At 59.1% G+C, this 14,763-nt stretch carries 12 protein-coding genes; 10 read left to right on the top strand and 2 right to left on the bottom strand.

What is annotated here, in order from left to right; all coding sequences use genetic code 11:
* Positions 1 to 343: 343 nt before the first annotated feature.
* From xdhA to AB1A64_RS10080, 8 genes are all read left to right on the top strand, one after another.
* Entirely contained in the window at positions 344 to 1,705 is a 1,362-nt protein-coding gene (gene xdhA, locus AB1A64_RS10115) for a xanthine dehydrogenase small subunit (protein ID WP_366551298.1), read from the top strand.
* Positions 1,702 to 4,116: a xanthine dehydrogenase molybdopterin binding subunit gene (gene xdhB, locus AB1A64_RS10110; RefSeq protein ID WP_366551297.1), complete on the top strand. Its 2,415-nt coding sequence runs from the start codon at positions 1,702 to 1,704 to the stop codon at positions 4,114 to 4,116. The genes xdhA and xdhB overlap by 4 nt, the downstream gene beginning before the upstream one ends.
* Positions 4,116 to 5,051: a xanthine dehydrogenase accessory protein XdhC gene (gene xdhC / locus AB1A64_RS10105; RefSeq protein ID WP_366551296.1), complete on the top strand. Its 936-nt coding sequence runs from the start codon at positions 4,116 to 4,118 to the stop codon at positions 5,049 to 5,051. The genes xdhB and xdhC overlap by 1 nt, the downstream gene beginning before the upstream one ends.
* Positions 5,048 to 6,565 carry an ABC transporter ATP-binding protein gene (locus AB1A64_RS10100; protein ID WP_366551295.1) on the top strand — a complete coding sequence of 506 codons (1,518 nt, stop codon included), beginning with the start codon at positions 5,048 to 5,050 and terminating at the stop codon, positions 6,563 to 6,565. Before xdhC ends, AB1A64_RS10100 begins: the two co-directional genes overlap by 4 nt.
* A gap of 36 nt (positions 6,566 to 6,601) precedes the next feature.
* Positions 6,602 to 7,684, top strand: coding sequence for an ABC transporter permease (locus AB1A64_RS10095; protein WP_058279979.1), 1,083 nt, complete (start codon positions 6,602 to 6,604; stop codon positions 7,682 to 7,684).
* A gap of 3 nt (positions 7,685 to 7,687) precedes the next feature.
* Positions 7,688 to 8,608, top strand: a complete 921-nt coding sequence (locus AB1A64_RS10090) for an ABC transporter permease (protein WP_366551294.1) — start codon at positions 7,688 to 7,690, stop codon at positions 8,606 to 8,608.
* Between the two features lie 31 nt (positions 8,609 to 8,639).
* Entirely contained in the window at positions 8,640 to 9,713 is a 1,074-nt protein-coding gene (locus tag AB1A64_RS10085) for a BMP family ABC transporter substrate-binding protein (RefSeq protein ID WP_366551293.1), read from the top strand.
* 63 nt (positions 9,714 to 9,776) lie between these two features.
* The gene (locus AB1A64_RS10080) at positions 9,777 to 11,210 is read left to right on the top strand and encodes an MFS transporter (RefSeq protein ID WP_366551292.1); all 1,434 of its coding nucleotides are present in this window, start codon (positions 9,777 to 9,779) and stop codon (positions 11,208 to 11,210) included.
* Between the two features lie 19 nt (positions 11,211 to 11,229).
* Here AB1A64_RS10080 and AB1A64_RS10075 read toward each other — a convergent pair whose 3' ends face one another.
* Positions 11,230 to 12,462, bottom strand: coding sequence for a biotin/lipoyl-binding protein (locus AB1A64_RS10075; RefSeq protein WP_366551291.1), 1,233 nt, complete (start codon positions 12,460 to 12,462; stop codon positions 11,230 to 11,232).
* Positions 12,463 to 12,465: 3 nt separating this feature from the next.
* Positions 12,466 to 12,870: a hypothetical protein gene (locus AB1A64_RS10070; protein ID WP_366551290.1), complete on the bottom strand. Its 405-nt coding sequence runs from the start codon at positions 12,868 to 12,870 to the stop codon at positions 12,466 to 12,468.
* A gap of 128 nt (positions 12,871 to 12,998) precedes the next feature.
* Between AB1A64_RS10070 and AB1A64_RS10065 the strand changes: the two genes are divergently transcribed.
* Together AB1A64_RS10065 and AB1A64_RS10060 are read left to right on the top strand one after the other, a co-directional pair.
* Positions 12,999 to 14,072, top strand: coding sequence for an FAD-dependent oxidoreductase (locus AB1A64_RS10065; RefSeq protein WP_366551289.1), 1,074 nt, complete (start codon positions 12,999 to 13,001; stop codon positions 14,070 to 14,072).
* A complete protein-coding gene (locus AB1A64_RS10060; RefSeq protein WP_366551288.1) occupies positions 14,069 to 14,722 on the top strand; it encodes a DUF938 domain-containing protein in 654 nt (217 codons plus the stop codon). The genes AB1A64_RS10065 and AB1A64_RS10060 overlap by 4 nt, the downstream gene beginning before the upstream one ends.
* The last annotated feature ends 41 nt before the right edge of the window (positions 14,723 to 14,763 follow it).

Raw genomic sequence — 14,763 nt, 5'->3', positions numbered from 1 at the left:
ACCGCCTAGGCTATCCCAGCCAGCGGCGCGGCAAAAGCGGGAACCGATGCTTTTGGAAGCTTAAAAAATCAAAACCGATTGTTCGGTTTTTACAGAAGGTGCTTCGGGCAGAAATTCATTGGATTGACAGAAAACACTTTAATTTCAGACGTCTGAATACTACAGAAACCCGGTATTTTTTCGCAAAACGGTCCTAATGGTATATCCTATAGGCGGTTTTTCTTGCCAGAGAACCTGCCCTGTTTCTAACATCTAATGGCAAGCTTTCCGCCCGCCACTCTTTCTACGTCGCATCGAAGGAGGGCCACAGGGGCGCAACTGGGTAAGGCGACGGGTTTCTCGAATGAATATCACGTTTCTTCTGAACGGAGAGACAGTGGAACTGGCGGACGTTGATCCGACAGCGACCCTGCTGGATTGGCTGCGCGAGGATCGAGGCCTGACCGGCACTAAGGAAGGCTGCAACGAAGGTGATTGCGGGGCTTGCACCGTCATGGTCACAGATGAAGGCGGTGCCAAGGCGCTGAATTCCTGCATTCTGTTTTTACCGCAACTGCACGGCAAAGCAGTACGCACAGTAGAAGGTGCAAGCGGCCCCAATGGCGAAGCCCATCCGGTGCAACAGGCCATGGTGGATCTGCATGGATCGCAATGCGGCTTTTGCACCCCCGGTTTCGTGATGTCGATGGTGGCCAGTCATTCAAGCGGCGCAAAGGACCATGACACGCAGTTGGCGGGGAACCTGTGCCGCTGCACCGGATACGCCCCGATCATCCGCGCGGCCAAAGCCGCCGAAGAACACCCCGTGCCCGTCTGGGTCAAGGACGAACCTGTTTCTACGCCTGCCACGATGCCCATGCTGCCCAGTTCGTCTGACGAATTGGCCGCGGTCTATGCCGAACACCCAGATGCCACTTTGGTCGCGGGCGCAACCGATGTAGGTCTGTGGGTCACCAAGCAATTGCGCGATCTTGATCCGGTGATCTTCTTGAACCGCTGCGACGATCTGAAAGAAGTCACAATAACGGACGATGAAATTCGTTTTGGGGCAATGGTCGATATGAACCGCATGGGCGAGGCGCTGACCGATCTGCATCCCTCGTACGCCGAGATGATCCGCCGTTATGCCAGCGTTCAGGTGCGCCACGCGGCCACCGTTGGTGGCAACATCGCCAATGGCTCACCCATCGGGGACAACCCGCCCGCGCTGATTGCCTTGAATGCCACCCTGCATCTGCGCAAGGGCAACGACCGCCGTTCGATACCGCTCGAGGAGTTCTTCATCGACTACGGTAAGCAAGACCGCAGCCCCGGCGAATTTGTTGAGGCCGTCAGCTTCCCCCGTCAGACGGATCGCCTGAAAGCTTATAAGATCAGCAAACGGTTCGATCAGGACATCTCGGCCGTGTGTGGATGTTTCAACATCACCGTTTCAGATGGCGTCGTCGATCAGGCGCGCATTGCCTATGGCGGCATGGCGGGCGTCCCAAAACGGGCGTCACATGTCGAGGCCGCGTTGAACGGCAAGCCATGGACACGTGAAACGGTGCAAACCGCGATGGTGGCGTTTGACGATGACTTCACGCCAATGACGGATATGCGCGCCTCGGCCACCTATCGGCTTGAGACGGCCAAGGCGCTGCTGGAAAGGTACTTCCTTGAAGATCAGGGCCACGTGACCAACGTGCTGGAGGTGTCGGCATGAGCGTGACAAAACCCCTCCCCCACGATGCAGCGCCGCTACATGTGTCCGGCACCGCCCGCTACGTAGACGACATTCCGACACCTAAGGGAACGCTGTATTTGGCGTTTGGTTTGAGCCCGATTGCCAAGGGCAAGATCACCGCGATGGATTTGTCTGCGGTCAAAGCAGCCGAAGGCGTCGAGATGGTCATGACGGCCGAAGACCTGCCTTTTGCCAACGATGTCTCGCCCTCGATCCATGATGAGCCTCTACTGTCGGACGGCACCGTTCATTGCATCGGCCAACCCGTTTTTCTGGTGGTCGCCACCAGCCATCTGGCTGCCCGCAAGGCCGCGCGGCTGGGCAAGATCGACTTTGACGAAGAAACCCCGATCCTGACAGTCGAAGAGGCGCTTGCCGCCGACAGCCGGTTTGAGGAAGGCCCGCGCATTTATGCCAAGGGCGATGCTGATGCCGCTATCGCAGGCGCGGCCCATGTGATCGAAGGCGGCTTTGAACTCGGCGGGCAAGAACATTTCTATCTGGAAGGTCAGGCCGCACTGGCCGTGCCGAACGAAGGCGTGGATATGCTGGTGCATTCCTCGACCCAACACCCAACCGAGATTCAGCACAAGGTTGCCGATGCTCTGGGTATTCCGATGCACGCCGTCCGGGTCGAAACCCGCCGGATGGGCGGGGGGTTCGGTGGCAAGGAAAGCCAGGGCAACGCGCTGGCCGTGGCCTGTGCCATTGCCGCGCGTGAAACCGGCAAGGCCTGCAAGATGCGCTATGACCGCGACGATGACATGGTCATCACTGGTAAGCGCCATGCGTTCCGGATTTCCTATCGCGCCGGGTTTGATGAGCATGGCCATATTCAGGGCGTATCCTTTCTGCAATACGCCATCTGCGGCTGGGCGCAGGACCTGTCCCTGCCGGTCGCAGATCGTGCCATGCTGCATTCGGACAATGCCTATCTGCTGCCCAACGCACGGATTGAAAGCCACCGGCTGAAGACCAACACCCAATCCGCCACCGCCTATCGCGGCTTTGGCGGTCCGCAGGGCATGATCGCGATTGAACGGGTCATGGACCATGCCGCTTATGAATTGGGTCTGGACCCGATCGAACTGCGCCGCCGGAATTATTACGACCCCGCCCATACCCCATCCATGGAACCTGAACATCTGGCGAAGCGTCCTTTGGAACGCGTCGATCCGCACGAGGATCTGACAAGCTTGGGTGCCGTCGAACAGGTTGAGACCGCTCCGCCCGTCCGCCCGGTGCCGGAAGGCGGAAATACAACGCCCTACGGCATGGAAGTCACAGATTTCGAGCTGCACGGCATGACCGAAGCGCTGCTGAAATCCAGCGACTATGCCGCGCGCAAAGCGGCTATCGAAACATGGAACGCCAAAAACAGCGTGGTCAAGAAAGGCATCGCTTTCTCTCCGGTCAAGTTTGGGATTTCCTTCACACTAACCCACCTGAACCAGGCGGGTGCTCTGGTGCATGTGTATCAGGACGGTTCGGTCCACTTGAACCATGGCGGCACCGAGATGGGTCAGGGTTTGTTCCAGAAAGTGGCGCAGGTTGCGGCCTCGCGCTTCGGCATCCCGCTCGAGTTGGTGAAGATCACCGCCACAGACACGGCCAAGGTGCCGAATACCTCTGCCACGGCAGCGTCTTCGGGCAGTGACCTGAACGGCATGGCGGTGAAGGCCGCGTGCGACACGATCCGCGATCAAATGGCTGACTATCTGGCCGAACGGCATCAGGCTGATCCGTCCAGCGTTATCTTCACGGATGGCCATGTCTCGGTCGGCGAAGAGCGTTATACCTTCGCCGAAGCCGCTGCATTGGCGTATCAAGGGCGGATCAGTCTGTCGGCAACCGGGTTCTACAAGACGCCCAAGATCGAATGGGACCGGATCAAGGGCCGGGGCCGTCCGTTTTACTACTTTGCTTATGGTGCTTCGGTCACCGAGGTTGCTGTCGACACATTGACCGGAGAGAACCGCATTCTGCGCACCGATATTCTGCATGATGCGGGTGCGTCGCTGAACCCCGCACTGGATATCGGGCAGGTTGAAGGCGGCTATGTGCAAGGCGCAGGCTGGCTGACGACCGAAGAACTGGTCTGGGATGGCAAGGGCAACCTGCGCACACACGCGCCGTCAACCTACAAAATCCCCGCCTGTTCGGATCGGCCCGACATCTTCAACGTAGCACTCTGGGACGGTCAGAACCGCGAGGACACGATCTATCGCTCAAAAGCAGTGGGTGAGCCGCCCTTTATGTTGGGCATTTCCGCCTGGCTTGCACTGTCGAATGCGGTGGCGGCCTGTGGCGACAGCTACCCGGCGCTGGATGCGCCCGCCACGGCCGAAGAAGTCTGGCGCGGCGTCCAAAGGGTGAAGGGAGGCATCTGATGGGATTCGACCTGAAGGCTTTGAGGGAGGCGGTCAAAACTCACGGAACAGTAGTCCGGGTGGTCATCGCCGGGATCAAGGGATCATCCCCGCGCGAGGTAGGGGCCGCTATGCTGGTTTGGAAGGATGGGCAAAGCGGTACAATCGGGGGTGGCGTACTTGAATACGAAGCAGCCCAGGCCGCACGAACCCAAATCGTATCCTCGCGCCTGACGCATCATGCGCTTGGCCCAGACATGGGGCAGTGCTGCGGCGGCGCGGTCTCGTTGTTTAGCGAAGTCTTTGACGCCAACGCGGTGGACGCGCTGGACGGTACGGTCATCGCAAGAACGGCAGCGGGAGGTGACATGCCCCTGTCCGTCAAACGCCTGCTGGCGGCTGCGCGCGGTCAGGGCATCGCGCCCGAACCGCAACTGGTCGACGGCTGGATGGTTGAACCGGTACACAAACCGGCCCGCAATCTGTGGATCTGGGGCGCAGGCCATGTCGGTCGCGCGCTGGTGAATGTTCTGCACCCGCTGCCTGACCTTGCCATCACATGGGTCGACACTGCGCCTGAGCGTTTTCCAGACACGATCCCAGCAGGCGTAACACCGGTTCCGGCTGCAAAACCCGCCGAACTGGTACGCCACGCGCCACCCAATGCCGAACATCTTGTGCTGACTTATTCCCACAATCTGGACCTGGAATTGTGCAACCGGCTGCTTTCACACGATTTCCGCTTTGCGGGACTGATCGGCTCGGCTACGAAATGGGCGCGATTCCGGTCCAGGCTGGCGGCGCTGGGGCATATGCCCGAACGAATTAACCGGATCACCTGCCCAATCGGCGACCCCGGTTTGGGCAAACACCCGCAAATGATCGCCGTTGGCGTTGCAGCAGACCTGCTGCGTCCCACTCGGCAGAACGAATTGAAGAAGGACCTGAGCGCGTGACCACTCCACTGCTAAGCTTACAGGGGCTGACCAAGGCCTATCCCGGCGTCGTGGCCAATGATCAGGTGTCCTTTGACATCGGTGAGGGTGAAGTTCACGCCCTGCTGGGCGAAAACGGCGCGGGCAAATCCACGCTGGTCAAAATGATCTATGGGCTGGTCAAGCCCGACAGTGGCACGATGCTGCTGCGCGGTCAGGCGTTTGCGCCACCGGAACCCCGCGCCGCGCGGGCCGACGGGATCGCAATGGTGTTCCAACACTTCTCGTTGTTTGACGCGCTGAACGTGGCCGAAAATATCGCGCTGGGGATGGAGAACCCGCCGCCGATGGGCGATCTGGCCTCGCGTATCCGCGAAGTATCGGAAACCTATGGTCTGCCGTTAGACCCGTTCCGCACCGTCGGTGACTTGTCTGCAGGCGAACGTCAACGGGTCGAGATCATCCGCTGTCTGTTGCAAGACCCCAAGCTTCTGATCATGGATGAGCCGACCTCGGTTCTGACCCCGCAAGAGGTTGAAATCCTGTTCGAAACGCTGAACAAATTGCGGTCCGAGGGCACCTCGATCTTGTATATCTCGCACAAGCTCGAAGAAATCCGTACGCTGTGCGACCACGCTACCATTCTACGTCTGGGCAAGAACGTGGGTGAGTGTGTGCCTGCTGAAACCTCGGCGCGGGATATGGCCGAGATGATGGTCGGCTCAACATTACAGACACCGGAACGCTCGGGTCGTGAATTTGGCGACGTAGCGCTGGATGTCAGCGGGCTGTCGGTTCCATCGCCGTCGGAATTCGGCACGGCCTTGAAAAACGTTCACATGACAGTCCGTAAGGGCGAGGTTCTGGGGGTCGGCGGTGTGGCTGGCAATGGTCAGGATGAACTGCTGGGCGTGCTGTCCGGTGAAATCCAGACAACAGCAGATGCCATCAAGTTTAACGGCCAGCCGATCGGTAAGCTGGGGCCAACGGCCCGACGCAAGCTTGGCGTGCTGACGGCACCCGAAGAACGGCTGGGCCATGCTGCAGCACCAGACATGAGCCTGACCGAAAACGCATTGCTGACCGGTTCGGTGCGCGAAGGGTTGGAAAACAACGGATTTCTAAAGTGGTCGGAAACCAAAAGTTTCGCTGAAAAGATCATCAGTGCCTTCGACGTCCGCACACCGGGGCCAGAGAATGCGGCGCGGTCGCTGTCTGGTGGCAACCTGCAGAAATTCGTGATTGGACGCGAAGTGTTGCAGAACCCCGACGTTCTGGTGGTGAATCAGCCCACTTGGGGCGTGGATGCGGCGGCTGCAGCCTCGATCCGACAGTCCATTCTGGACTTGGCAGCCAAGGGAACCGCAGTCATCTGCATTAGCCAAGATCTGGATGAATTAATGGAAATCTCGGACAGCTTTGCCGCCCTCAACGAAGGGCGCCTGAGCGCACCGCGCACCACAACTGGCCTGACCGTGGATGAGATCGGCCTGATGATGGGCGGCGCACATGGCATGGAGGTGGCCCATGTCTAACCCATTACAAAATAAAGAAATCAGGGGGATGAGCGGATGATTGTGTTGGAGAAACGGCCGCAGCCGTCCAAGGCGTGGTCTTATGCCACCCCATTGGTAGCGGTGCTGGCAACGATGGTGTTTGGCGGCATTCTGTTCGCCATTCTGGGTAAGAACCCAATCGAAGCCATCGGCACCATTTTCTGGGAACCTCTGTTCGGAGAATTCGCCTTTTATTACCGTCCGCAATTGCTGGTAAAAGGCGCGCCTTTGGTGCTGATCGCCATTGGCCTGTCGCTGGGATTCCGCGCAGGTATCTGGAATATCGGAGCCGAGGGCCAATACATCATGGGCGCCATCTTTGGCGCCGGGGCCGGATTAGCCTTCTATCCGCTGGACGCATTCTACATCTTTCCGATCATGGTAATCGCCGGCGCGTTTGGTGGTTGGCTGTGGGCATCCATTCCGGCCTTTCTAAAGGTCCGTTTCGGCACCAATGAAATCCTTGTTTCGCTGATGCTGGTTTATGTGGCCGAACAAATGTTGGCCTCGGTCTCGCTGGGCCTGCTCAAAAACCCCGAAGGCTTCGGCTTTCCCGGCTCGCGCAACCTGCAGTCTTATGAAAGCGCACATAATGCGGAACTGATCGCCGGATCAGGGATGCACTGGGGCGTTGTGACCGCTCTGATCGCTGTGATCTTTGCCTATGTCCTGCTGAACCGGCATATGCTGGGTTTCCACATCCGCCTGACCGGCGAGGCCCCCCGGGCTGCGAAATTCGCAGGTGTGAACCCGGCGCGACTGATCCTGTTCTGTCTGGGTCTGTCCGGCGCGCTGGCAGGGCTTGCTGGGATGTTCGAAGTGTCCGGCCCATCGGGCGTGGTCAGCATCGATTTTAACGTCGGCTATGGCTTTACCGCGATCATCGTGGCCTTTCTGGGCCGTCTGCACCCGGTTGGAATTCTGCTGGCTGGAGGTTTGATGGCGCTGACCTATATCGGCGGTGAAATCGCGCAGTCTCAGCTGGGTCTGCCCGCCGCTGCCATTCAGGTGTTTCAGGGGATGCTTCTGTTCTTCCTGCTGGCTTTCGACCTTTTGACCAACTACCGCATCCGTGCGGCCCATAGCGAGGTGGCGTGACCCATGGATCTAGGTGAAATCAATCCCGTACTTCTGATCGCCTCGCTGATGGTGGCCGCAACCCCGTTGCTGCTGGCTGCAATCGGAGAGCTGGTGGTCGAGAAAGCAGGCGTCCTGAACCTTGGCGTCGAAGGCATGATGATCGTGGGTGCGATCAGCGGCTTTGCGATCTCGGTCGAAACCGGTTCGCCCTGGCTGGGGTTCATTGCGGCAGCCATCGGCGGCGCCGTACTGTCGCTGTTGTTTGTCCTTCTGACGCAGTTCGCGCTGGCCAATCAGGTTGCAAGTGGTCTAGCGCTGACCCTGTTTGGCCTGGGTTTCAGCGCCCTACTGGGCCAAAGCTATGTGGGTATCAAACCGCCCAGCATGGGTGACGTCCACATCCCACTGATCAGCGATATTCCGGTGATAGGCCCGATCCTGTTCCAGCATGACCCGATCCTGTATGTCGGTATCGCGCTCACGGCCGCCGTATGGGCCGTTCTGAAATACACCCGCGTCGGTTTGATCTTGCGCGCGGTGGGCGAAAACCACGATGCGGCGCATGCTTTGGGCTACAAGGTCATCAAGATCCGCATCATGGCGATCCTGTTCGGTGGCGCATGCGCGGGCCTCGGCGGAGCCTATATCAGCCTGATCCGCGTCCCGCAGTGGACCGAGGGCATGACGGCCGGTGTCGGCTGGATCGCCCTGGCGCTGGTGGTCTTCGCCAGCTGGAAGCCATGGCGCGCCTTGCTGGGTGCCTATTTGTTCGGCGGAATCACGGTGTTGCAGCTTAATTTGCAGGCGGCGGGCGTTGCCATTCCAGTCGAGTATCTGGCAATGTCGCCCTATATCATCACGATCCTTGTGCTTGTGATCCTTTCGGCCGACAAGAGCAGCGCACCTGCCTCACTGGGCCGAACCTTCCATGCCTCGCACTAGGGGCCAACCAAACCAATCTGGGGAGTAACACATGAAATTCACTACACTTCTGACAAGCGCCGCCATGGCGCTGGGTCTGGCGACAAGCGCCTTGGCCGAAGACAAAACCAAGGTCGGTTTCGTCTATGTCGGCCCCGTCGGCGACGGCGGCTGGACCTATGAACACGACAAGGGCCGTCTGGCCGTCGAAGAGCATTTTGGCGACAAGGTTGAGACCGTATTCGTGGAATCCGTGCCCGAAGGGCCCGACGCCGAACGTGTGATGACGCAGATGGCTCTTGAAGGGGCTGACCTGATCTTTACCACCTCGTTCGGCTATATGGACCCGACCATCAACGTGGCCAAGAAGTTCCCGAACGTGAAGTTCGAGCATGCAACTGGTTACAAGACAGCCGACAATGTCTCGGTCTATTCGGCCCGCTTTTATGAAGGCCGCGCCGTACAGGGCCACATCGCTGGTAAAATGACGGAGTCGAACATCATCGGCTACATCGGGTCCTACCCGATCCCCGAAGTGATCCGCGGCATCAACTCGGCCTATGTCCACGCCAAAAAGGTAAACCCGGACGTCGAATTCAAAATCGTCTGGGCCTACACCTGGTTTGACCCCGCCAAAGAGGCGGATGCCGCCACCGTTCTGATCGAACAGGGCGCTGACGTGATCTTGCAGCACACCGACTCGACCGCGCCACAGGCGGCCGCGCAAGAGGCGGGCAACGTGATCACCTTCGGGCAGGCCTCGGACATGAGCGAATACGCCCCCAAGCCGCGCGTATCCTCGATCATTGACAACTGGGCGCCCTACTACATCGCGCGCACCCAGGCTGTCATGGATGGGTCGTGGGAAACCGTAAACACCTGGGACGGCATCAAGGAAGGCATGGTTGAGATTGGCGAAATCTCGGACGCCGTTCCCGCCGACGTCAAAGAAGAAGCACTGGCGATGAAGACCGCCATGGCCGCAGGTGAATACCACCCCTTCACGGGTCCGCTGAAAAAGCAGGACGGCAGCGACTGGTTGGCCGAGGGCGAGACCGCCGATGACGGTACGCTGGCGGGCATGAACTTCTATGTCGAAGGGCTGGAAGGCGACATTCCGCAGTAAACCAAACTACACTCACACCGAAGGGCTGGCCATTTGGCTGGCCCTTTTTTGTTGGAGTGCGCCTTGACGAACGCGTCGGCACCAGACCTGATGGGGCCAGTGATCCATCAACGGCGGAACGAAAAACCGATGCAAACCAAGGCACAAGACCGCAGCCGCTGGTGGATACTTGGCGCGATGGGGGCCATTCTTGGAGTCATATTGCTGGATGAAACAGTGGTCAGTGTCGCGCTGCCCACCATCCGGGCCGAACTAAACCTGTCGCGGTTGGATGCGCATTGGGTGGTCAATATTTACCTTTTGGTGTTGGCCTGTTTTGCCGGCGCTGCGGGACGATTGGGCGACATTTTGGGCATCCGGGTTTTGCTGAGCGTGGGCCTTTTAATCTTTGGCCTGTCCTCAGCGTTGGGAGGTTTTGCCGAAAGCGGCCTGGCGCTGCTGACCGCACGCGCGGTTCAGGGCATTGGTGCTGCGCTGATCTTTCCCTTGTCGATGGTGGTGCTGATCCAATCCTTCGATGAAAAGGAACGCGGTCTCGCCCTTGGTCTGTACGGCAGCATCGGGACAGTCTTTCTGTCATTGGGGCCACTGGTTGGAGGCATACTGACCGAATACCTGTCGTGGCGCTGGATTTTCTGGATCAACCCCCCAATTGTTCTGGTTGTTGCCGCGATTGCCTGGGCCAACTGGCGTGATCCACCACACCAGCCTGAAGTTGGGTTTGACTGGAAGGGTCTGTTGTTGCTGGTGCCGGGTCTGGCTGCGCTGGTGTTCGGGATCATGGAGGGGCCAGATCGGGGCTGGGCCCAGCCCGAGGTGATTATGGCACTGCTTGTGGGCCTTTCGGCGTTGGCCCTGTTTGTTCAGGTGGAACGACGCATTCGCACACCGCTGATCGTCATTTCCTTGTTCGCCAAACCTGGTTTCGCTGCGTCCAACATGATCCTGTTCACCGCGCAGTTCGGCAAGATTGCCCTGTTTGTGTTCGGCGCGTCGTATTTTCAAACCAAACTTGGCTTTTCACCGCTGGCCGCCGGGGCCGCCCTTTTGCCAATCGCGTTTCCGCAGATCTTCGTGGCCCCATTGGCCGGTAAGGTGGCCGACAGGTTTGGCACGCGCGGCCCATCGCTGACGGGCACGGCGTTGGGGACACTGGCCATCGTACTGGTTGCGTTGGGAATGCATCTAGAAGTCACCGCGCCGATCTTCGCTGGCTATGTTTTGTGGGGGTGTTGCGTACCGTTCCTGTTTGTCCCACCCCGACGGGCCATCATGCTTGCCGTGCCACAGGATCTGCACGGGCAGGCCAGCGGGATATCCATGACGTTTCAACTGTTGGGTGGCACGGTTGGCATGGCCTTGGGCAGTTCCGTCTATGCCCTCAGCAACTCATACACCATGGTATTCGGGTTTGTGGCAGGCTTCGCAGCTTGCGTTCTGGCCTATTCCTACGCCTCGCTAACCGAGACGAAAACACCCGGCCGCGCATCTAACTGAAGGCGCGACCGGGGTTGGTTTAATGACCGGTCAGCACAAGCGTATTCACCGGCATCAGGATCAAACGCAGGCGCAGGCCTGCGGCATGAACAACGCCGATCGTGTCGATCACATGCAGCGTCGCAGATTTCCAGAAACCCAGATCCTCATGCTCCAACCGTTCGTGATTGTCGGTATAGACATTGGCCAGACAGTTGCTGCCCGGCGGGATGTCATCGGCCATGCTTTTGTACAGAGGCTCCATATACACCAGGATTGATCCGGGATTGGTATTGGCCTGCACATCCCGCAGTTCGTCCGACGGGCGGATTTGGCCCGAGGGGATAACATCCTGCACCTCAACCACGACCATCGGGATCACGGTAAAGGGCTTCGTCATGCAACCCAGTTCTCCGATCATTCCTGGTTTGATGACTTGCGCCGACATTTGGTTGAACGCGGCCTGAAACCGATCATGGCCCGAGTGTGACGGCACCAAGATACCTGCCGGACGCAACAGAGGGCTGACATAGTCGCCGACCTGCAGGCCAAACTGTTCAATCCGGCCAGTGACCCCGGCGCTGATCACGGTTTTGTCCAGCTCGGTCAGGGCAGCGTCCAGCTGAGCGTTGGCGCTGGCCAGTTGAGCGGGGATCAACTCCTCGATCTGCTGCACGACTGCTGCGCGCTGTGACTCGGCGGCCCGCAATTGTGCCTCACGCTCGGCAACCAGATTTTCCAACCGGTCAATCTCGGCCAGACGCACGGCGCTGGACCCTTCGTCCCGCAGTGTGGTGTTGCGTTCAAGATCCTCAAGCGACTGATCCAGCGAAGCCCGCGCTCCAGCGATGCCAGCCTCAGCCTCGGCCAGATCGGTCTGCGCCACCCTGAGCGACGCCTGAACCTGGGCAATTTCAGCGTGTGCGGCCTCGACCATGGCTCTCTGTGTGAAATCCTCAATCCGGAAGATCGGCTGTCCGGCTGTCACCGCTTCATTGTTCTTCACATAGACCTCGGATACACGCCCGCCCAGTTGCGGCAGGATCGTCACGGTGCGGAAATACGAGGCCGCGGTTTTGCTGGCCGGATGGAAATAAAACAGCGTGGTGATCACCGTCAGCGCCAGAATGGCGCAAGTGGTCAGACCCCAGCGCAGTTCGTACCACATGGTGAACAGGGTGATTTCATGCCCGATCCGTTTACCCTGCACATAGCGTCGGAACAGGTAATCGGGCAGCACCGTCACCAGCGCGCACATCAATGTCTCAAGCATATCTTAGTGCTCCTGCTGCGCGGTGGTTTCGGTGGATTGGGTTGGGTCAGTTTCCTCGGGGCGTTGATTGCCCAGAGATCGGATTGCATCCGCGATTGCCCTTAGGGGCGCGGCCACATCGGGGAACTGGAAGCCGGCCACCAAAATGGCGGCGACCCAGAACAATCCGTTATGGGTGAACAGCGCCAACAGGGCCAGAATACCGACCAACTGGAACTGAGGGTGGTTGGATTCATGCGCTATCTTTTCGGGAATCGAATGCAGGGTGAAATATCCAACCCCGATCAGAACAATCACCAAAACGGTAAAAACAAACATGAACGTCAAAAGAAAATCACTGCCGTCCGCCTGGGTCACGTAGGACGGAATATGCCCCGTGGCCATCGGGTGTAGATCTGCGGTACTCACCCTGCCCTCCTGTTATTGCTAGTTACTTGTTTGGATGGGTTGATGCGCAAATTCAAGCCTGCTTAGAGTTCGGACGACCGCATCGCACTGGTAAACATCGCAAAATGTACGCGGTCAAAAGGAGGCATATGATTGATTTCCTTGTCATAGGCGGCGGAATCGCCGGTCTGAGCGCCGGCGCGCGCCTGTCTTACCACGGGCAGGTGACCGTTCTCGAGGCTGAGGAGGCTCTGGGCTATCACACCTCGGGCCGGTCCGCGGCGTTGTTCGAGGAAAGTTATGGCCCACCCTCGGTGGTCGCGCTGAACAGGGCCAGTGCGGCGTTTATGCGGGCTGAGAATGGCGGTTATCTGACGCCCCGTGACCTGATGCTGGTTGGTCACAAGGATCAGGGCGACATCTTTGAACGCGACGCCGTCGAGCTGTCCATGCAAGTGATCCCCACGGCTCAGGCGTTTGACCGCGTGCCTATCTTGAACCCAGATACTCTTGGTTTTGCAGCGCTCAGCAGCGGGGCGTTCGATATCGACACGGATCGGCTGCTACAAGATTTCGCCCGGACCATTCGCGGCAATGGGGGGGACGTGCTGACCAAGACCAAGGTTACCGCCATTCGCAAGGATAAACACTGGGTCGCCGAGGCCGGGGAAATTTATGAGGCCCGCGTTGTGATCAATGCTGCCGGTCCGTGGGTTGACGAGGTCGCCGCGATGGCCGGGATCGCCCCGATCGGGATCGTTCCCAAGCGCCGATCTATGGCGCGTCTGCCCGCCCCGGGGGGGCATGACGTGCGCGGGTGGCCGATGATGTTGGGTGCGGGCGAGACATGGTATGCCAAGCCAGATGCAGGCAAGCTGCTGGTTTCCCCGTCCGAGGCCGACCCCGTACCGCCACACGATGCTTATGCCGATGATATGGTGCTGGCCGAAGGTCTGGCCCGGTACGAAGAGATGGTCACCGAGCCTGTCACCCGGGTTGAGACGAACTGGGCCGGACTGCGTAGCTTTGCACCCGATGGTATTTTGGTCTTGGGGCCCGATCCGTCTGATCCGTCCTTTGTCTGGTCTGCGGGTCAGGGTGGCTATGGGTTCCAGACCTCTCCGGCCGCGTCGCAACTGGTTTCTAATCTGACGACCGGCGCGACATCTGAACTGGACCCTGAAACCATAGCTGCCCTCAGCCCGGAAAGGTTGCGTCGATGAGCAAACGAACCCTCCCCTCAAACGCCAGCGTTGCCACCGAAGGTCAGGACGGGCGGCTAATCGCCCCTGCCGCGACCCGCAATGCCGAGGTATTGAGTGATCTACTGATGGAATGGGCCCCCAAGGCAGGCAAAGCATTGGAAATTGCCAGCGGAACTGGCCAGCACGTCAGCGCTTTTGCTACTTGTTTGCCCGATCTCACCTGGCAACCGACCGAGGTCGAGGCCGAACGACGCGCCAGCGTCAACGCCTATGCTGCCGATCTGCCCAACGTTGTGGACGCGGTGGCTTTGGACGCTACAGCGCAAGGCTGGCACGCAGACTTCCCAGGTCAGGACCTGATCGTCCTAATTAATCTGGTGCATCTGATCAGCTGGCCGGAAACACAAACGCTGGTGTCCGAGGCCGCGCAAGCGCTGGCCCCCGAGGGGCGGTTTATCCTTTACGGGCCGTTCAAACGTTCCGGACAATTGACCAGCGATGGCGACCAGCGCTTCCATGACGCTCTGGTCCAGCAAGACGCTGAGATCGGGTACAAGAATGACGACGACGTTGCCGGGTTTATGCGCGCGCAGAACCTGACCGTTGTCGAGATTGTCGAGATGCCTGCGAACAATCTAGCCTTTATCGCGGAAAAGCCGCGCCAATAGTAAAACAGGCGGCACCTTCGCGCCGCCTGTTGTTTTTCTGG

The sequence above is a fragment of the Ruegeria sp. ANG10 genome (assembly GCF_040705255.1).
Taxonomy (GTDB): domain Bacteria; phylum Pseudomonadota; class Alphaproteobacteria; order Rhodobacterales; family Rhodobacteraceae; genus Ruegeria.
Note: the sequence above shows the minus strand (reverse complement) of the source record. Positions and strands in the feature narration are given on the sequence as shown.